General features: G+C 65.3%; 16 protein-coding genes. 11 read left to right on the plus strand and 5 right to left on the minus strand.

The genetic code is table 11. From position 1 onward, the window contains the following. Positions 1–158 precede the first annotated feature (158 nt). The gene (locus ML401_RS17160; RefSeq protein ID WP_211417497.1) at positions 159–413 is read left to right on the plus strand and encodes a hypothetical protein; all 255 of its coding nucleotides are present in this window, start codon (positions 159–161) and stop codon (positions 411–413) included. 752 nt (positions 414–1,165) lie between these two features. Beyond that, positions 1,166–2,092, plus strand: a complete 927-nt coding sequence (locus ML401_RS17165) for a septal ring lytic transglycosylase RlpA family protein (protein WP_211417045.1) — start codon at positions 1,166–1,168, stop codon at positions 2,090–2,092. Here the strand turns inward: ML401_RS17165 and ML401_RS17170 are convergent. After that, the gene (locus tag ML401_RS17170) at positions 2,089–3,042 is read right to left on the minus strand and encodes an alpha/beta fold hydrolase (RefSeq protein ID WP_285812537.1); all 954 of its coding nucleotides are present in this window, start codon (positions 3,040–3,042) and stop codon (positions 2,089–2,091) included. The genes ML401_RS17165 and ML401_RS17170 overlap by 4 nt on opposite strands. A gap of 153 nt (positions 3,043–3,195) precedes the next feature. Here ML401_RS17170 and ML401_RS17175 point away from each other — a divergent pair, with 153 nt between their 5' ends. The 9 genes from ML401_RS17175 (at position 3,196) to ML401_RS17215 (ending at position 13,020) form a co-directional block, all read left to right on the plus strand. Beyond that, entirely contained in the window at positions 3,196–4,458 is a 1,263-nt protein-coding gene (locus tag ML401_RS17175; protein ID WP_285812538.1) for a D-alanyl-D-alanine carboxypeptidase family protein, read from the plus strand. A gap of 2 nt (positions 4,459–4,460) precedes the next feature. Beyond that, a complete protein-coding gene (gene tmk / locus ML401_RS17180) occupies positions 4,461–5,147 on the plus strand; it encodes a dTMP kinase (RefSeq protein ID WP_194402070.1) in 687 nt (228 codons plus the stop codon). Beyond that, positions 5,144–6,190, plus strand: coding sequence for a DNA polymerase III subunit delta' (locus ML401_RS17185; RefSeq protein WP_212066573.1), 1,047 nt, complete (start codon positions 5,144–5,146; stop codon positions 6,188–6,190). The genes tmk and ML401_RS17185 overlap by 4 nt, the downstream gene beginning before the upstream one ends. Before the next feature lie 107 nt (positions 6,191–6,297). Beyond that, positions 6,298–8,328 (plus strand): methionine--tRNA ligase, encoded by a 2,031-nt coding sequence (gene metG, locus ML401_RS17190; RefSeq protein WP_285812539.1) that lies wholly within the window; start codon positions 6,298–6,300, stop codon positions 8,326–8,328. 11 nt (positions 8,329–8,339) lie between these two features. Continuing rightward, positions 8,340–9,116, plus strand: a complete 777-nt coding sequence (locus ML401_RS17195) for a TatD family hydrolase (RefSeq protein WP_285812540.1) — start codon at positions 8,340–8,342, stop codon at positions 9,114–9,116. 13 nt (positions 9,117–9,129) lie between these two features. Then, positions 9,130–9,927 (plus strand): MBL fold metallo-hydrolase, encoded by a 798-nt coding sequence (locus ML401_RS17200; protein ID WP_194402074.1) that lies wholly within the window; start codon positions 9,130–9,132, stop codon positions 9,925–9,927. Positions 9,928–10,105: 178 nt separating this feature from the next. Next, positions 10,106–10,687, plus strand: a complete 582-nt coding sequence (locus tag ML401_RS17205; RefSeq protein WP_194402075.1) for a TRAP transporter small permease — start codon at positions 10,106–10,108, stop codon at positions 10,685–10,687. 2 nt (positions 10,688–10,689) lie between these two features. Then, positions 10,690–12,003: a TRAP transporter large permease gene (locus ML401_RS17210; RefSeq protein ID WP_211417051.1), complete on the plus strand. Its 1,314-nt coding sequence runs from the start codon at positions 10,690–10,692 to the stop codon at positions 12,001–12,003. Positions 12,004–12,042: 39 nt separating this feature from the next. Continuing rightward, positions 12,043–13,020 carry a TRAP transporter substrate-binding protein gene (locus ML401_RS17215; RefSeq protein ID WP_285812541.1) on the plus strand — a complete coding sequence of 326 codons (978 nt, stop codon included), beginning with the start codon at positions 12,043–12,045 and terminating at the stop codon, positions 13,018–13,020. 69 nt (positions 13,021–13,089) lie between these two features. On the opposite strand, the gene ML401_RS17220 is transcribed toward ML401_RS17215, so the two are convergent. From ML401_RS17220 to ML401_RS17235, 4 genes are all read right to left on the minus strand, one after another. After that, positions 13,090–14,448, minus strand: a complete 1,359-nt coding sequence (locus ML401_RS17220) for an autotransporter outer membrane beta-barrel domain-containing protein (protein ID WP_285812542.1) — start codon at positions 14,446–14,448, stop codon at positions 13,090–13,092. A 249-nt stretch (positions 14,449–14,697) separates the two neighbouring features. Continuing rightward, positions 14,698–16,347 (minus strand): acyl-CoA synthetase, encoded by a 1,650-nt coding sequence (locus tag ML401_RS17225; RefSeq protein WP_285812543.1) that lies wholly within the window; start codon positions 16,345–16,347, stop codon positions 14,698–14,700. A 21-nt stretch (positions 16,348–16,368) separates the two neighbouring features. Continuing rightward, positions 16,369–18,258, minus strand: a complete 1,890-nt coding sequence (locus tag ML401_RS17230; protein WP_285812544.1) for a TRAP transporter large permease subunit — start codon at positions 18,256–18,258, stop codon at positions 16,369–16,371. Positions 18,259–18,273: 15 nt separating this feature from the next. Then, positions 18,274–19,305: a TRAP transporter substrate-binding protein gene (locus ML401_RS17235; protein ID WP_285812545.1), complete on the minus strand. Its 1,032-nt coding sequence runs from the start codon at positions 19,303–19,305 to the stop codon at positions 18,274–18,276. Positions 19,306–19,775: the final 470 nt, after the last annotated feature.

A 19,775-nucleotide genomic window follows, 5' to 3' on the forward strand; every position in this document is an offset into this window, starting at 1 on the left:
GCTTTCTAACCCGGCAAGATGGCCGGCGGAAGACGCGGCGCCAGCCGCCTTCGGCGGATCGCGCCATCCGTGATAGCGTGCCGCGCGGCTGTCGTGCGACGGCCCGGATTGGGAGGCGGGGAGTGAGGGGAAGTGGCTTGGGCAGATGGGCCAGTGGGATGGCGCTCGCCGGCGCGATCATGGTGGGCGCTGGCTCTGCGGAGGTGTCGGCGACACCGCTGACGCCGTTTCGCTACGAGGCGCAGGCGCAGCGTCATTGTCCGCACGACAAGGTGGTCTGGCTCGATTTCAGGAAGGGCGTCTACTACCGCAAGGGTCAGAAGCGGTACGGCCAGGGCTTCGACGGCAGCTTCGTCTGCCAGAACGAAGCCCGCGGCGGCCTCTATCGCCGCTCCCTGCTGGGCCTGCGCTGAACGGCGCCTGGGCAGTCCAAATTCAAGTGGAGGTGAGATCGGCAACGTTGCGAGCTGAGCCGCGGCGGTGCCGCGGATGGAAAATGCCGAGGAGAGGAGGGGCTCAGGCGAAGGCCAGGGCCACGAGGCTCGAGCACAGCAGGACCAAACCGCCGGCGGTCAATGCCAGGAAGCCGTCAGATACCAGGTCATGGTTGCGCATGGGACACCTGCCGCTCTCGTCTTCGATGCTCGGTCGGATCGATTAAAATTGTCCGAACATGCCGTCTTGAAAGAGGTGATGCTTGTCTCCCGCGCGAGTGCCCTCAGGCCCGCGTGCGGTAGCCTTCAAACGCATGGGCCAGGAAGATCCCCGCGCTTACCAGACCCATCAGTGCCGAAACCGTCTCGATCATCGTTAAATTCCAAATCCCGCCCTTGCATCCGAGAGAACGCGTGCGGCCTTGCACAGTCAAAAGAATTCCAGTGAAGGCAGCGACAATGGGGGTGGAGTGAGGATTTGGCGCAACAGAATGTCCAGCCCTGAGACAGCGCGGGCGCCATCGCTCCGTAGAACAACGGAAAAATGCGAACGTCTCGTTTACCATCCCGGCGGGATCGCTGAGGCCTCCCCATTTCCGCCGCGTTCGGGTTGCGTTATCGTTACCGCTTCCGAGACGGTGGTGGGCCGCCTTGGATCAGATGACCGGACGGCGCTCCCCGTAGCCAAAGCGGGGTTGGGTTCGTCTCCGGCAAAGTGGTATTTGGGGCGAATGGGGATCCGACGGTCAGATTCGGTTTTGCGGGCCGCGCGCGGTGTTGCGGCGGTCGCGGCCTGCGTTGCGCTTGCCAATTGCGCCTCCTCCAACAAATTCGCCAGCCGCGTCGATCCCAAATACGGCGTGTCATCGAGCCCCCGGGTTGTGGCGTTCGGGGAGCCGGTCCCGAAGGGCGGCGGCACCTACCGCGTCGGCAAGCCCTATGTCGTGGCAGGCAGGACCTACGTGCCGGAGGAGGACGTCAATTATCGCGCCGAGGGCATGGCGTCATGGTATGGCGATGATTTCCACGGTCGCCTGACCGCCAATGGCGAGGTGTTCGACATGACGTCGCTGACCGCGGCGCATCCGACCCTGCCAATGCCGTCCTACGCGCGGGTGACCAACGTCTCGAACGGCAAGTCGCTGATCGTCCGCGTCAATGACCGCGGACCCTATCACGGCAACCGCCTCATCGACGTCTCGAACAAGGCCGCCGAACTCCTTGAATTCAAAGGAAATGGTGTCGCCAAGGTCCGCGTCGAATATGTCGGCCGGGCGCCGTTGGAAGGCTCCGACGACCGCCAGCTCCTGGCGACCCTGCGCACCGGCGTTCCGGCGCCGTCGCCCTCGATGGTCAGGGTCGCTTCGGCAAAGCCGTTCGTGCCGGAATTGCCGGGATCGAGCCGCGGCGCCATTCGCGGCGACGTGCCGATGCCGGAGGGGCGGCCCTATAATCTCGGCAACACCTCGGCCGACATGGCCTCGCTCAATGCGACCTCGGAAATGTCGGCCTCGAGCCGTAGCCGGGGCCGGGCGGTGCAGAACGCCCGCGCGGTGTCCTATGACGAGGACGGCCGTTACGCGCCGGAGCGCGCTGCTTCGTCGACCGACGGCGCCGCCGAGGCTCGCAGCATCCTGAGCGGCCGCGGGCTCTACTAGGCCGCGCCGGCCTTCAGGAACGCTACCAGCGCCGCGTTCACCTCGTCGGGCCGTTCCTGCTGGATCCAATGGCCGGCACCCTCGATGATCAGCTTTTGCTTCAGGTTGGGCAGGACGCGCTCGAGCTCGTTGACGCGCTTGGCGCCGATCAGGCCGGTGATGACGGCGTCCTTGGAGCCGGCGATGAACAGCGAGGGCTGACGGATCTGCGCGTCCTGCCAGGGCGCCGTCAGCTCCCAATTGCGGTCGATGTTGCGGTACCAGTTCAGCCCGCCGCGAAAGCCGGACTTGCGGAAGCTTTCGGTGAAGTAGGCGAGATCAGCCTCGCTGAGCCAGTCGGGCAGTGGTTCCTCTGTCGTCGCGTGGCTGAGAAAGCCCTTGCCCTCCTGCACGAACATGGCGGCGGTGGGGTCGGCAAGGCCTCGTCCCCCGAGCACGATGCGCATGGTGCGGGCGACGTCGCGCTCCAGCTCGGCCTCGGCGACACCAGGGGCCTGGAAATACTGCCAGTAGAAATTGGTGACGCCCCCCTGCCGCAGCAGGTCGAGCGGCTTGCCGCGGCCGCGGAACGGCGGCGGCACGCTCAGGCCAGCGACCGCCGTGAAGATGTCGGGCCGGAACAGCGCCGCATGCCAGGCGACCGGGGCGCCCCAATCGTGGCCGACCACCATCGCCTTGCTCTCGCCCAGCGCCTGCACCAGGCCGACCACGTCGCCGACCGTGTCGAAGATCGAATAGGCGGCAGCGTCAGGCGGCGCCGCGCTCTGGCCGTAGCCGCGCATGTCGGGGGCGACGACGTGAAACCCGGCCGCGGCGAGAGCGGAGATCTGGTGGCGCCAGGAATAGGACAGCTCCGGCCAGCCATGGCACAGCACGACCAGTGGACCCTGGCCGGCTTCGCGGATGAAGAGATCGATGCCGTTGGCCTTGATCACGCGGGTGGATGACATCGCTTTTCCGCCTTGTTTCAGGGGTTTGGTCGAAAAACATAAGACGCCACGATAGGGGCGCGGCGAGAATCGTGCAATCTCGGGGACAGGTATCGAACCGCGTGTTGTTCGCATCTGTTCCAACTGTTAGAACGCCTCTCTCAGGGCTTCGCCATGGCATTTCGTCTTCCTTCGCTTTGTCGCAACCGGCTCACCGCCGGAACGCTGGCGCGCGGGCTGGTCGCTGCGGTTCTGGTTGTCGGCATCGGCTGGAGCGGGGCGCTTCTGGCCGCCAACCAGAGCATCCAGGGCGCCAAGAAAACGGAAGATGCCGGCTTCGACGGCGATGCTCCGACCGCGATCCTGATCGAAGCCTCCTCGGGCAGCGTGCTGTTCGAGAAGAACGCCGACGAACTGCGCGCGCCTTCCAGCATGATGAAGCTGATGACGGCAGAGGTCGTCTTCAACGCCATCAAGAAGGGCGACATCAAGCTGACCGACGAGTACCGCATCAGCGAGAACGCGTGGCGGCGGGGCGGTGCGCCCTCGGGCGGCTCGACCATGTTCGCCGCCATCAACAGCAAGGTCTCGGTCGACGACCTCCTGCACGGCGCGATCATCCAGAGCGGCAACGACGCCTGCATCGCGCTCGCCGAGGCCATGGCCGGCAACGAGAAGATCTTCGCGGCCGACTTCATGACCAAGCGCGCCCGCGAGCTCGGCATGACCAGGTCGACCTTCGGCAATTCGAACGGGCTGCCCGACCCCGCCAACAAGATGACCGTCCGCGAGCTCGGCATCCTCGCCCGGCACATCATCCTGGACTTCCCGGAGTTCTACAAACTGTTCGGCGAGAAGGAGTACACCTGGAACAAGATCCGCCAGCCCAACCGCAATCCGCTGCTCAATTCGATGGAAGGCGCCGACGGCCTCAAGACCGGCTACACCAAGGAAGGCGGCTACGGCATGGTTGGCTCGGCCGTGCAGAACGGCACGCGGCTGATCGTCGTCGTCAACGGGCTGGAAGACCCCGAGGATCGCGCCACGGAAGCCAAGAAGATGCTGGAATGGGGTTTTCGCAATTTCGAGACGCGCACGCTGATCGCGGCCGACCAGGCTGTCGGTTACGCCAAGGTGTTCGGCGGCGAGAGCCGCTCGGTCAAGCTCGTCGCCAAGACGCCGGTGAAGGTGATGGTGCACAAGAACGGCAGCGACAAGCTGATCGCGCGCGTCGTCTATAGCGGTCCGGTACGAGCGCCGGTCGAGGCCGGCCAGCAGGTCGGCGTGGTCAGGGTCTGGCGCAGCGGCAACATCGCGGTGGAGACGCCGGTCTACGCGGCCGAAGCGATCGGTACCGGCTCGACCGTGCGACGCGCGATCGACGGCGCCAGCGAGCTCGTGATCGGCATGTTCCGCGCAGGCGCCGAGAAGCTCTGATCATGAGTGAGAGCGCGGGACAGCGGCCGTCCGGACGCGGACGCTTCATCACCTTTGAAGGCGGCGAGGGCACCGGCAAGTCGACCCAGATCAAGAAGCTTGCCGACCGCCTCAAGGCCGCCAAGCTCCGCATCCGCGTCACCCGTGAGCCGGGCGGCTCGCCGGGCGCCGAGATCATGCGTCATCTGGTGCTGTCGGGCATGGGCAGGCTGCTCGGTCCCGAGGCGGAGACGCTGCTGTTCGCCGCCGCGCGCGATGACCATGTCCGTACCGTGATCCTGCCTGCGCTGAACCAGGGCACCTGGGTGCTGTGCGACCGTTTCGCGGATTCGACGCGGGCCTATCAGGGCAGCCTCGGCCGCGTGCCCGAAGGACTGATCAACGCGATGCAGCGGGTCACGATCGGCGATCTCAAGCCGGATCTCACCATCATCCTCGATTTGCCGGTCGAGATCGGCCTGCAGCGCGCCGCCGCGCGCCGCGGCAACGGCACGCCCGACAGGTTCGAGGGCGAGAAGCTCAGCTTCCACCAGGGCCTGCGCGAGGCTTATCGCAAGATCGCCGCGCAGGACCCAGCGCGCTGCGTGCTGATCGACGCCAATTCCGACCCTGACACGGTCGCGGCCCGGGTTTGGGCGGCGCTGCGCGATCGTCTCCTGCCCACACCGGCCTCGGTGGTTTCCGCATGAGCCGGCGTCCGACCGAGCGCGAAAGCGCCATTCCGCATCCGCGCGAGACCAGCCGTCTGTTCGGCCATCGCGAGGCCGAGACGGCACTGCTGACGGCCTATCGCAGTGGGCGGATCCCGCATGCCTGGCTGATCGGCGGGCCGCAAGGGATCGGCAAGGCGACGCTGGCCTATCGCATGGCGCGCTTCGTGCTCGCCCACGGCCAGCCGCTCGCAAATGCCGTGCAGCGGGCCGAAGACCTTGCGATCGATCCTGATGACGCCGTGGCGCGCCAGGTCGCGGCGAGTTCGCATGGCGGCCTCTTGACGCTGGAGCGTACCGCCAACGACCGCGGCGTGATGCGCACCGTGATCACCGTGGACGAGACGCGCGAGACGATCGGTTTCTTCGGCTCGACCGCGGCGGCCGAAGGCTGGCGCGTCTGCATCGTCGACACCGTCGACGAACTCAATCCGAACGCCGCCAACGCGCTTCTGAAGATTCTCGAGGAGCCGCCGCAGCAATCGCTGTTCCTGCTGGTGAGCCACGCGCCCGCGCGCGTGCTCGCCACCATCCAGTCGCGTTGCCGCAAGCTGCGCCTGCGGCCGCTCGCGACGGACGACGTGATCAGCGCCGCGGCTTCGGCCGCCGAGCTCGATCCGAAAGACCCCGCGCTGCGCGAGGCGGCGGAGGCCTCCGAGGGCAGCGTTGCACGGGCCCTGACGCTGCTCGGCGGCGACGCGCTGAAGCTTCAGCAACGCACGGCCGCACTGCTGGCGCGCCTGCCGCAAGTCGATCCGCGCGAATTGCACACGCTCGGCGATTCGCTCGGCAGCAGCGACCGCGTCGCGCTCGCCGCCTTCATCGACGGCATCGATCGCTGGATCGCGGAACGCCTGCACGCGGACGAGGCCAATGCCAACCAGAACCTGCCGCGCCTTGCGCGGCTAGCTGAGGTATGGGAAAAGATCGTCCGCGCCGCGCGCGACACCGAAACCTACAATCTGGAGCGCAAGCCCTTGGTTTTCTCGGTGTTCGGCTGGCTGGCGGACGCAACGCGCTAAAGCATGATCCGGAAAGGTGCGCAGCGGTTTTCCGACGGGATCATGTGCAAACAACGGCCTGACGCAGGCTCGTTTCCAATTTTGAGAAGCCGGTAAAGGAATTCGTCGTGGCAACGCGAGCTAAGAAAACAGCTAAAGGCAAGAGCCGCAAGAGGGCTGCGAAGAAGGCCGCAAAGACGGCGGTGAAGGCGCGTGCGCGCAAAGCTGCCAAGGCCGTCAAGAAGGCCGCGAAGCCGAAGAAGGCTGCCGCCAGGAAGGGCGTGAAGAAGAGCGCCGCCAAGGCGTCAAAGAAGGCAGGCAAGAAGTCCGCGAAGAAGCAGGCCGTCGCCTCGAAGGCGGTTAAGAAAGCGGTCAAAACGCCAACCAAGAAACCAGCCAAGAAACCAGCCAAGAAGCCGACCAAGACTCCGGCAAGGAAAGTGGCCGAGAAGGCCAGAGTGACGCCGCCCGCTGCGATCGCAGCGCCGGCGCCCGTCGTCGCACCGCCGAAGGCTGCCAAGCGGAAGGCGCCGCGCGCGCCGAAGCCCGCGGCGGCTCCGCAAGCCTCAGCGCCCGTAGCTGCACCGAAGCCTGCCGCGCCCGTTGCCGCCCCCGCGCGCGACAACGTCTTCTACGTCACGACCGCGATCGCCTATCCCAACGGCAGCCCGCATATCGGTCACGCCTACGAGGCGATCGCGACCGACGTGCTGGCGCGCTTTGCGCGGCTCGACGGCAAGGACGTGTTCTTCCTGACCGGCACCGACGAGCACGGCCAGAAGATGGTGCAGACGGCGGCCGGCGAGGGCATGTCCGCAGCAGCCCTCGCAACCCGCAATGCCGGCCGCTTCAAGGAGATGGACGAGCGTCTGAACGTATCGTTCGATCGCTTCATCCGCACCACCGAAGAGCAGCATCATCGCTCCAGCCAGGAGATCTGGCGGCGCATGGAGGCGAATGGCGACATCTATGCCGACACCTATGCCGGCTGGTATTCGGTGCGCGATGAGGCCTATTACGCCGAGGACGAGACGCGCCTGAATGACGACGGCGTGCGGCTCGGACCGCAGGGCACGCCGGTCGAATGGGTGGAGGAGAAGAGCTATTTCTTCCGCCTGTCGGCGTACCAGGACAAGCTGCTCGAGCTGTACGCGGATCACCCCGATTTCATCGGCCCGGACTCGCGCCGCAACGAGGTGGTGAGCTTCGTAAAGGGTGGCCTGCGCGACCTCTCGATCTCGCGCACCACGTTCGACTGGGGCGTGAAGGTGCCCGGCGACGAAGACCATGTGATGTATGTCTGGGTCGATGCGCTGACCAACTACATCACCGGCGTCGGCTTCCCCGACGAGAGCGACAAGAACTGGCGCTATTGGCCGGCCGACGTGCACATCATCGGCAAGGACATCATCCGTTTCCACGCGGTGTATTGGCCGGCTTTCCTGCTGTCGGCCGGGATTCCGCTGCCGAAGCGGGTCTATGCCCACGGCTTCCTGTTCAACAGGGGCGAGAAGATGTCGAAGTCGGTCGGCAACGTCGTCGATCCCTTCAACCTTGCCGACCAGTACGGCGTCGACCAGATGCGCTATTTCTTCCTGCGCGAAGTGCCGTTCGGGCAGGATGGCAATTACAACCACGAGGCCATCGTCGCGCGCATCAATGCCGACCTCGCCAATGATCTCGGTAACCTCGCGCAACGCTCGCTGTCGATGATCGCCAAGCAGCTCGGCGGTGTGTTGCCCGAGCCCGGCGAATTCAGCGACAGCGACAAGGCGATCCTGGCGATGGCCGACGGCATGATCGCGGCGTCACGTGAGGCGATGGCGACGCAGCAGATCCATCATTGGCTCAACGCCGTCTGGGCCGTGGTCGCGGAGGCGAACCGTTATTTCGCGGGCGAGGCGCCGTGGGCGCTCGCCAAGACCGATCCGGCCAGGCAGAAGACAGTGCTCTACGTCACCGCTGAAGTCGTGCGCCAGATTGCGATCCTGGCTCAGCCCGCGATGCCCGTCGCGTCCAACAAGCTGCTCGACTCTCTTGGTATCCCCGAGGGCGAGCGCAGCTTTGCCATGCTCGGCGGGGCCAAGCGGATCGCGCCGGGCTCGACGCTGCCGGCGCCGACGCCGGCGTTCCCGCGCTACATCGAGCCGGCGGCCTGAAGGCGCTCGCGATGCTGGTCGACAGCCACTGCCATCTGGATTTTCCGGACTTTGCGGAAGATCTCGACGGGATCGTGTCGCGGGCACGCGCGGCCGGCATCGGGCGCATGGTCACGATCTCGACGCGGGTGCGAAAGCTGGAGGGCCTGCTCGCGATCGCGGAGCGCTATGACGACGTCTACTGCTCGGTCGGCACTCACCCGCACAACGCGGACGAGGAGGACGGCATCGCACCGGAGGAGCTGATCGCGCTCACGGAGCATCCCAAGGTCGTCGCGCTCGGCGAGGCCGGGCTCGACTATTTCTACGACAACGGCTCGCCGGAGGCGCAGGCGAGGGGCTTTCGCGCCCACATCGCCGCGGCCCGCGCCACCGGCCTGCCGCTCGTGATCCACACCCGCGAAGCCGACGAGGACTGCGCCCGTATCCTGGAAGAGGAGGCGGGACGCGGATCGTTTCGCGCCGTGCTGCATTGTTACACAGGCGGGCGCGAGCTGGCGCTGAAGGCGGTGTCGCTCGGGCTCTATATCGGTTTCACGGGCATCCTGACCTTCAAGAAGTCGGAAGCGTTGCGCGCGCTCGCGGCCGAACTGGCGGCCGATCGTATCCTGGTCGAAACGGACTCGCCCTATCTTGCGCCAGGCAAGTTCCGCGGCAAACGCAACGAGCCTGCCTATGTGGTGGAGGTCGCAAAGGTGCTGGCAGAGACGCGCGGGGTGTCGTTCGACGAGATCTCGCGCCAGACCAGCGAAAACTTCTTCCGCCTGTTCTCGAAGGTGAAGGCTTGAAACTGGAAACCGCATGACGCTGACGCTGACGATCCTGGGCTGCGGCTCCTCTGCCGGCGTGCCGCGTCCGGCGCTCGGCTGGGGCGCCTGCGATCCCGACAATCCCAAAAACCGCCGCCGGCGCTGCTCGCTGCTGGTCGAACGGATCTCCGAGCATGGCACCACGCGCATCCTGATCGACACCTCGCCGGACCTGCGCGAGCAATTGCTCTCGACCAATGTCGATCACATCGACGCGGTGTTCCTGACGCATGAGCACGCCGATCAGACCCACGGCATGGACGATCTGCGCCCGGTCGTGATGCACATGCGCCGGCGGATCCCGACCTATCTCAACCAGTCGACGGCCAAGGATATCCTGGCGCGCTTCTCCTACTGCTTCATTTCGCCGGAGGGCAGCGACTACCCGCCGATCCTGACGCGGCATTCGATCGAGGCGGGCGAAAGCCAGACCATCCTGGGGAAGGGAGGCGCCGTGACGATGACGGCCTTCCTGGTGCAGCATGGCGCCATTCCCGCGCTGGGCTATCGGATCGGGGATGCCGCCTACACACCCGATCTCAACGACATCCCGCGCGAGAGCTGGGGCGCCCTGGAAAACCTCGACCTCTGGATCGTCGACGGCCTGCGCTACACCAGCCATGTCAGCCATTTCAGCATCAACGACGCGCTGTCCTGGATCGAGCGGTTCAAACCGAAGCGCGCGGTCATCACCAACATGACGGCCGACGTCGACTACGAGGTGATCCGGCAATCGTTGCCTGCGGGCGTCGTGCCCGCCTTTGACGGGCTGCGGCTGGAGACGCATTGAACCTGCGGTAGAAATTCCGCTGCGAGCAGGCATAGTCCTTGCTTGCACCGGCTGCATCATGTTGATCTAACGTCTGAAAGACAGGCGGTTGGCCAGGGGCGATATTGAGGCGGATCGGCGGCGAGCGACATGCGATCGCCGGGCCGGCTGAATCGCCTCGTGCGATGATGGGGATGGTGTGGCAGGGAACGACGTAAAGGCCGGGGGACCAGTGCGCCGCGCGCTCGACCTCCTTTATCTCGGGGCAGGCTACGCCGCCGGCGTCTTCCTGGTTGCGATCTTTGCAATCATGATGATCATGTCGGTCGGGCGCCAATTTGCGATCAACATCCCCGCAGGTGATGATTTCGCCTCCTGGTGCATGGCCGCGCTGGCTTTCCTCGGCCTTGCGCATACCTTCAAGCGCGGAGAGATGATCCGTGTCGGCCTTCTGCTCGAACGGCTGCGCGGGCGGACCAAGTGGATCGCGGAGATCGTGGCGCTCGGGATCGCGACCGCTTTCGTCCTCTATTTCACCCGCTATGCCGTGCAGATGACGTACGATTCCTGGCGCTTCAACGATGTGGCGCAGGGCGTCGTCGCGCTTCCGCTCTGGATTCCGCAGCTCGGTTTTGCCGGCGGTCTTGCGATCCTGTCGATCGCGCTGATCGACGAGATGGTCAATGTCATCGGCGGTAACCGGCCGACCTACGAGAGGGGCTCGCCGGACGAGACGCCGGAAGAATTCGTCGAACGCATCTCGCAAGGCGGCGGAGGTTGACCATGGCCAATCTCGGCATGATCGAGCTGTCATTCGTCCTGCTCGGCGTCATGATCCTGCTGCTGGGAAGCGGCGTCTGGATCGCCGTCTCGCTCGGGCTCGTCGGCTTCGTCGCGATGGCGCTGACCACCAGCCTGCCACTCGGCGCCGTGCTCGCGACCACCACCTGGAGCGCCAGCTCGTCGTGGACACTGGCCGCGCTGCCGCTGTTCATCTGGATGGGTGAGATCCTCTTCCGCACCAAATTGTCAGAAGAGATGTTCCGTGGCCTGTCGCCCTGGGTTCAGTGGCTGCCCGGGCGCCTGACCCATGTCAATGTGATCGGCTGCGGAATCTTCGCGGCGGTCTCGGGCTCGTCGGCCGCGACCTGCGCAACGATCGGCAAGATCGCGCTGCCCGAACTCGACAAGCGCGGCTATGACAAGGGCCTGAGCCTGGGCTCGCTGGCGGGCTCCGGCACCCTCGGCCTGCTGATTCCGCCATCAATTCCGATGGTCGTCTATGCCGTCACGGCCAACGTCTCGGTGCTTCAGGTCTTCCTCGGCGGCTTCCTGCCGGGCCTGCTCGTGATCGTGCTCTATTCGGGCTACATCATCATCTGGTCGCTGCTGAACCCGACGAAGATCCCGCCGCGCGACCCGCCGATGCCGTTCCGGGAGAAGCTGCGGCAATCCGCCAAGCTCGCACCGTGTCTGCTGCTGATCCTCGGGGTCTTTCTGTCACTCGTGCTGGGCTTCGCGACGGCGACGGAATGCGCTGCATGGGGTGTGTCGGGCGCTTTGCTGCTGGCGTGGTGGAGCGGCACGCTGACGCGCAAGACCCTGTTTGAGAGCATCATGAGCGCAACGCGCTTGACGTGCATGATCATGCTGATCCTGGCCGGCGCGGCCTACACCACTGCGGCGATGGCCTATACCGGCATCCCCGCGGCGCTCGCCACCTGGGTACAGGGGCAGGAGCTGACGCCCGGCATGCTCGCGCTGTATCTAAGCATCATGTACATCATCCTCGGATGCCTGATCGACGGCATCTCGATGATCGTCCTCACTGCCGTCATCGTGCTGCCGATGGTCAAGCAGGCCGGGCTCGATCTGGTCTGGTTCGGCGTCTATCTCATCATCCATGTCGAGATGGCGCAGATCACGCCGCCCGTCGGGTTCAATCTCTTCGTGCTGCAGAACATGAGCGGTCGCGATACGTTGACGGTCGCGCGGGCGGCGTTTCCGTTCTTCGTGCTGCTGCTGGCCGCCGTATTCATCATCACCGAGTATCCGCAGATCGTGATGTTCCTGCCGAAGCTTGCCTTTCCAGATTGATCACGCCACGCTTTCAATTCGACCGTGAGGAGAAGTCCGATGAAGTCTCGTTTAGTTCGCGCAGGTCTGATTGCCGGCGCCATGCTGGCCGCAACGCCCGCTTTGGCCCAAACCAAATGGAATCTGCCGGCCGCGTATCCTGCGGATAATCCGCACTCCGAAAACCTGGTCGCCTTCGCCAAGGACGTGGAAGCCGCCACGTCCGGAAGACTTCAGATCACGGTTCATCCCGGCGCCTCGCTGTTCAAGGCACCCGACATCAAGCGCGCGGTGGTGACCGGGCAGGCGCAGATGGGCGAGGTGCTGCTCTCGATCCACGAGAACGAGGATCCGCTGTTCGGCGTCGACGTCGTGCCGTTCCTCGCGACCAGCTTCCCGGACGCGATGAAGCTGTATCAGGCATCCAAGCCCGCGATCGCCAAGAAGCTCGATGCGCAGGGTCTCAAGCTGCTGTTCGTAGTGCCGTGGGCGCCGCAAGGCGTCTATGTCAACAAGCCGCTCGCCTCCATCGATGACATGAAGGGCCTGAAATGGCGGGCCTATAACGTCGGGACGGCGCGCATCGGCGAGCTGGTCGGGGCGCAATCGGTCACGATCCAGGCCGCCGAACTGCCGCAGGCGCTTGCGACCGGCGTCGTGAATTCCTTCATGTCGTCGGGCGGCACCGGCTACGACGCGAAGGCCTGGGAGTCGCTGAAGTATTTCTACGACGTGCAGGCCTGGATCCCCAAGGACTACACCTTCGTCAACAAGGCCGCGTTCGACGCGCTCGACAAGCCGACCCAGGAGGCCATCCTCAAGGCGGCGGCAACGGCGGAAACCCGCGGCTGGAAGGCCTGGCAGGACAAGAGCACCTGGTACCTCGACCAGCTCAAGGCGAAAGGCATGAACGTCGAGCCGCCGAGCCCGGCGCTCAAGGCCGGCTTCCAGAAGATCGGCGAACAGCTCACGGCCGACTGGCTCAAGAAGGCCGGCGCCGACGGTCAGGCCATCGTCGACGCCTACAAGAAGATGTGAGGACGAGCCGCTTTTCGTCCGGCATGTTCCGGCACCGGCGGACATCGGTCACTTGATCGCAGGGCAGGGTCACCAGGCGTAACGCAGCGTGGCCCTGCCGGTGTAAGAGCGCACCAGGTCCGACACTTCGCTGTCGAAGTTCGCAACGGCAGACCAGCCGTTCAAATCGCGTAGCTCGACCGCAACGCCTGCCAGCGCTGCGTTGGGCGCCAATGACACGCCGCCCGCGACAAGCCGCTGGCCCGGCAACGACTGGAACGCCGCTGGAATCGACTGTCCCGCGCTGAAATCATGGGCCCAGGCGAGCCGTCCGCGCAGGCCAATCAGGCTGCCGAACAGCGCAACGGAGGTGCTCACGCGCAGACCGAGCTCGGTGCGGCTGTCGGTGAAGCTGTTGCCGCCGGCGGTCGTCGGGAATCTGTCGGCCACGGAGGCGGGCTGCGGCGTGTCGGAGGGCAGGCGGAAATTGGTGATCTGCGCAGCCGCATAGGGCGTGATGCCAAGCCAGCGCGTGGCCAAACGATAACCGCCTTCGAGGCGGCCGGAATAGGCATGGGCGTTGACCGCCGTGTTGAGCTGGTCGGTGCCGGCCGGCGTGACCTGATAGTCGCCGGTGATGGCCTGCCAGCCGTAAGCGAGCGCGGTCGTGACATAGGTCGACCCAGCCGAGTGCCTGACGAAGCCGCCGGCCTGGAACAGGTCGGAGCGACCGCTCGAGAAATTGCTGGCAAAGCCGGTGCCGCCGCCGGCGAGGGCAAAGCCGATCCGCGTCTGCGGCGAGAGCGAATAATCCGCGCCGGCCACCGTGCCAAAACTCCGAGTGGCCGATCCGTTGCCGCCGGTCGACATCTGCGAACCGCCAAAGCCGGCAGCCCAGACACGCCATTGCGGGGCCGCGAGCGAGGGCTTGCCGTAGAGCGCCCCAGAGGCCTCGCGGCCGATGCCGCCATGCGTCCGCTCGTTTCCGATATCGGCGTAGGCCGTGAGCTCCGCATCGACCTCGGCGGGCCCGATGTCGCGCCCGTCGATGGCAGGATCGAGCAGGGTCTGCGTGAACTGCGTCATCGCAAGAAATGTCGCCTGTGCCGTCTCGGCCTGCGGGACGCGATCGGCGCGGCCGCCGAAGGCCTGCCGCATGTCGAAGCGTGCCGCGCTGGCAAGTCCGGGCGGTTCGGCATTCCAGCCATAGGCCGACTGCACGCCGCCTCCGCTGCCATTGCCGAACGAAGCTCCCGGGAAACCTGCCGGCTGCGGTCCGCCAAATGCTCCGACCGAGAAACTGTTGAACCCTGCTGGGGCATTCGGACTGCCGGGGCCAAACCCTTGCGTGCCCGCGAATGCGCCGAACTCGCGCGTGGCTTGCGCAGCGGCCGCGTCCGGCAGCAGCAGCCAGGCCGCCGATAGCAGCAGCGCCAGACGCACACGCACGTCCGTGCTCACGACACCAACCGCATGAAGCGCCCCAACCGCGCCGGTCGCCAGCCGCGCAGCCCGCACGGCGAATCATCTGGAATCAGCGAATCCGGTGAAGTGGAATCGTAAATGCGTCTCTAACGCTTTCCAATCTTTTCCTGGCGTGTCGCGATGTCGTCGAAGCCGCACAATCGATGTCGGACGACGCATGCTTGCCGCGAACACGCGGCTTATGTTTCCAAATGTTTCTACGACCGAACGACCTCAGGCCGTAATCGCCTTCGCGGATCCCACTTCGTTGCGCAGCAGGAATTTCTGGATCTTGCCCGTGGACGTCTTCGGGATCGGTCCGAACACGACGGCCTTCGGCGTCTTGAAACCACTCATGTGCGAGCGGCAGAACGCGATGATGTCGGCTTCGCTGGCGTTGGCGCCGTCCTTCAGCTCGACGAAGGCGCAGGGCACTTCGCCCCATTTCGGATCGGGCTTTGCGACCACGGCGGCGAACAGCACGGCCGGGTGCTTGTAGAGAATGTCCTCGACCTCGACGGAGGAGATGTTCTCGCCGCCGGAGATGATGATGTCCTTGGAACGATCCTTGATGATGACGTAGCCATGCTCGTCGAGCACGCCGAGATCGCCGGTGTGAAACCAGCCGCCCTCGAACGCTTCCTTGGTCGCCTTCTCGTTCTTGAGATAGCCCTTCATCACGATGTTGCCGCGGAACATGACCTCGCCGATGGTCTCGCCGTCGCGCGGCACCTCCTGCATGGTCTGCGGGTTGATGACGGTGACGCCTTCCTCGAGCGGGTAGGGTACGCCCTGCCGGCGCTTCATGCGCGCGCGCTCGGCGGGCGGAAGCTCGTCCCAGCCGGGCTGCTCGGCGCAGACGGAGGCGGGGCCGTAGACCTCGGTCAGGCCATAGACGTGTGTCAGCTTGATGCCGATGCTCTCGGCGCCTTCCAGCACCGCGACCGGCGGCGCGGCGCCGGCGATCAGGCCGACGACGCGGCGGGCCGCATTGCCTTTGGGCGCGTCCGGCGCGTTGATCAGCGTGTTGTAGACGATCGGCGCACCACACATGTGGGTGACGCCGTGGCGCTTGATCAGCTCGAAGATCCTGGTCGGCTCGACCTTGCGCAGGCAGACATTGATGCCGGCCGCGGCCGCGATGGTCCAGGGGAAGCACCAGCCGTTGCAGTGGAACATCGGCAGCGTCCAGAGATAGACCGGATGCTGGCCGAGATTGCCGGCGAGGATGTTGCTGACGGCGTTGAGATACGCGCCTCGATGATGGGTGACGACACCCTTGGGATTGCCCGTGGTGCCCGAGGTGTAGCTCAGCGCGATCGCGTCCCATTCATCGCTCGGCGGGATCGCCGTGAAAGCGGGATCGCCTTCCGCGACCGCCGCCTCATACTCGATCTCACCGATGCGGCTGCCGCCCTTGAACGATGCGTCGTCGACGTCGACCACGAACGGCCTGGGGCCTGTCATCTGCGCCAGCGCGTCGGTGATCACACCCGAAAACTCGGGATCGACCAGGATGATTTTCGCGCCGCCATGGTCGAGCTGAAACGCGATCGATGGCGCATCGAGGCGGATGTTGAGCGCGTTGAGCACGGCGCCGGTCATGGGCACCGCGAAATGCGCCTCGTTCATCGCCGGGATGTTCGGCAGCATCGCTGCTACGGTGTCGCCGACGCCGATGCCCTTGCGCGCAAGCCAGGACGCAAAGCGCCTGCAGCGCTCATAGGTCTGCGCCCACGTGAAGCTGCGGCCCTCATAGACCGTGCTGACATGATCGGGATAGACGGCGGCGCTGCGCGCGAGGAAGCTTAGGGGGCTCAGCGGCACGTAGTTGGCGGGCGTCTTGTCGAGGCCGATATTGTACTGGTTCTGCCGCTCACTCATCGACACCCTCCGTCAAACGTCTCAAAGGAATCCGATCGAGATCCAGGGGAAGATCGCGACGATGATCAATCCCACCAGCAGCGCCAGCAGATAACCCCAGATCGGCCGGATACCCTCTGCCGGATCGACGCGTCCGATGGCGCAGGCGGCATAATAGCCGACGCCGAAGGGCGGCGCGAATAGTCCGATGCCCATGGCGAGGATGATCACCATGGCGTAGTGCACCTCGTGCACCCCGACAGCGCGGGCGATCGGAAACAGCAGCGGTCCGAACAGCACGATCGCCGGGATGCCTTCCAGCACGCTGCCGAGAATGGTGAAGGCCAGGATCGAGACGGCGATGAAGGTCGCGGATCCCCCGGGCAATCCGGTCATGGCCGCAGCCAGCGAGCGCGAGAAGCCGGATTGGGTCAACCCCCAGGCCATGCCGGTCGCCGTGCCGATGATCAGCAGGATGGCGCCCGACAGCGCGGCCGTCTCGACCAGCATCGGAAGCAGCCGCCGCCAGTCGAAGCGGCGATAGACGAGGAGGCCGACGATCGCGCCATAGACGATGCCGATGGTGGAAACCTCGGTCGCGGTGGCGATGCCCTCGACCACGGCGTAGCGGATCACGAAGGGTAGCGCGAGCGCGGGCAGGGCGACGATGAAGGTCTTGCCGATCTCGCCACCCGTGGCGCGGCGGACATGGCTCATGTCCTCGTGGCGGTAGCGCCACCATACCAGCATGCAAAGCGTGAACGCGAGCACGACGCCGGGCAGAAGACCGCCGGTGAACAGGGCGGCGATCGACACGCCGGTGACCGAGCCGATCGTGATCAGCACGAGGCTCGGCGGAATCGTCTCGGTCTGGGCGCCGGTCGCCGCCAGCAGCGCGACGAGATCGCCGGGCTTGGCGCCGCGCTGCTTCATCTCCGGAAACAGCACGGGCGCGACGGCCGCCATGTCCGCGGCCTTGGCGCCTGATATGCCCGAGACCAGGTACATGGCGCCGACCAGCACGTAATGCAGGCCGCCGCGGACATGGCCGAGCAGGCTCGCCAGGAACGCCACCATGGCGCGCGCCATGCCGGTCATCTCGATCAGCAGCCCGAGGAAGACGAACAGCGGCACCGAGAGCAGGATGAGGTGGCTCATGCCCTCGTCCATCCGCCCGACCAGCACCATGACAGGCGTGCGCGTGGTCAGTGCGAGATAGCCGAAGATCGCAAGGCCAAAGCCGAACGCAATGGGAACGCCGGCGAAGACGCAGAAGCCGGCGACGCCGACGAAGAAGATGACGAGGTTGAGATTGCCGAGCGGCCGCAGCGACGGTTCCGCCAGCCAGAACAGGCCGATCACGACGGCAACGGTGGCGACGGCCGTCGCGACCATCCGCCAATCGGCGGCGCGCATCAGCCGCAGCAAGGCAAAGGCCGCCATCAAGCCGATGCCGGCCGGCAGCGCGGCGGCGCGCCACATGTTGGAGATCTGCAGCGCCGGCGTCGTGATGTAGCTTTCCTCATAGGCGTAGTCGCAGGCGGGCCAGACGATCAGGGCCAGGAACGCCAGGGCCGCACAGGTTGCGACCAGATCGAGATAGGCCCGCATGGCTGGCCGCGCGCTGGCGACGACCGCGGTCATGCGCATGTGCTCGGAGCGGCGGAACGCAACCGCCGCGCCCAGCATGGCGAGCCAGAGGAACAGGATCGAGGCGAGCTCGTCCGACCAGATCAGCGGCCGGTGCAGGCCGTAGCGCGCGACCACGCCGGCAAACAGGATCACGATCTCGGCGACGACCAGGATCGCCGCCGGGATTTCGACGAGGAGACCGAGCGCGCGCTCGACCGAAGTCAGCAACGAAGGTCGGCGAGGGGACTGCAACGCCGCCTCGCCCACCACTGCGGTCACCTCGACCTCGACATGAGCCATGATGGCCCCAACGCGTTACGACAGCTTGCCGACGGCCTTCTCCAGGAGGTCCCAGGCCTGATCGCCATACTTGCTCTTCCACTCGGCATAGAAGCCGGCGGTGCGCAGCTTGTCGCGGAACGGCGCCACGGCGGGCTGGTTGAAGGTCAGGCCTTTGCCCGCGAGCTCCTGCTGCAAATTGGCATTGAGCTTGGCGGTATCCTCACGCTCCTTGACCGCGGCGGCGTTGATGTTCTTGGCAACGATGGTGCGCACGTCCTGCGGCAGCTTTTCCCAGGCTCTGCGGTTCGCCAGGAACCAGAAGCCGTCCCACATGTGGTTGGTCAGCGAGCAGTATTTCTGGACCTCGTAGAGCTTGGCGGTCGAGATGATCGCCAGCGGGTTCTCCTGGCCTTCGACGATCTTGGTCTGCAGCGCCGAATACACTTCGCTGAAATTGATCGAGGCGGGCGCCGCGTCGAACGCCTTGAACATCGAGGTCCACAGCGGCGACACCGGCACGCGGATCTTGAAACCCTTGAGGTCGTCGGGACCGGTGATGGGCTTGCTCGACGACGTGGTCTGGCGGAAGCCGTTGTCCCAGATCTTGTCCATGACCTCGAGGCCGGCCTTCTTGATCTCGCCGCGGACATGGGCGCCGAGGTCGCCGTCCATGGCCTTCCAGACCGTGTCGTAGTCCGGGAACGCGAAGCCGATGCCGTTGATGGACGCGGCCGGCACCAGGGTCGACAGGATCAGACCGGACAGCGTGAAGAACTCGACGCCGCCGGAGCGGATCTGGCTCAGCATGTCGGTGTCGGACCCGAGCTGGTTGTTCGGGAAGATCTGGAGGTCGAACTTGCCGTTGGTCTCGCTCTTGATCGCCGCCGCCATCTCCTTGGCGCGGACGTTCAGCGGATGGGTGTCGGGCAGGTTATTGGCGTATTTGTAGGTGAACTCGGCGCTCTGGGCGAGGGCCACATGGGGCGCGCCGAGGCCGCCCAGGACCGCGGTCGCGGCGGAGGCCTTGAGAAGCGTGCGTCGGGAAAAGCGCGTCGAAAAGACCATGGGTCTGCTTCCTCGGAAAGTTTGTTGTTGTTCTGAGATGCAAACCTATACGGACGTCAGGTCAGAAGGTCATCTGCGATCTCGCGGAAGCCTCGCTTATTGCAGCCGGACAAGGTCACGGCAATATCGGCTTTCGGAGGCATTCGGGCCGATTCAAAATCTGGAAAACAACCCCATGCACAGTAGCCGCCGACGACCGGGACGAGGCGCGAGGCGCGGTGCGATAAACCAGCGGAAAAGCGAAGGCGCCATGGCAGGAAATACGCCTAAATATCTGATCTGATTGTGTATAAATATATTCCATAATATACCTTATGCGAATTACAGATTGGGCGTAGAATGAATCGATCGGCCGGCTGCCTGGGTCTCCAGCATCCCTCCTTCCAGCCACATCAGGAGCTAACGGACCATCCGGCAGTTAACTCCGAGGTCGCAGACATCCAGGACAGATCAGATCAGCGGCGACCCGG

The organism is Bradyrhizobium sp. 62B, from assembly GCF_030272265.2.
Taxonomy (GTDB): Bacteria; Pseudomonadota; Alphaproteobacteria; order Rhizobiales; family Xanthobacteraceae; genus Bradyrhizobium.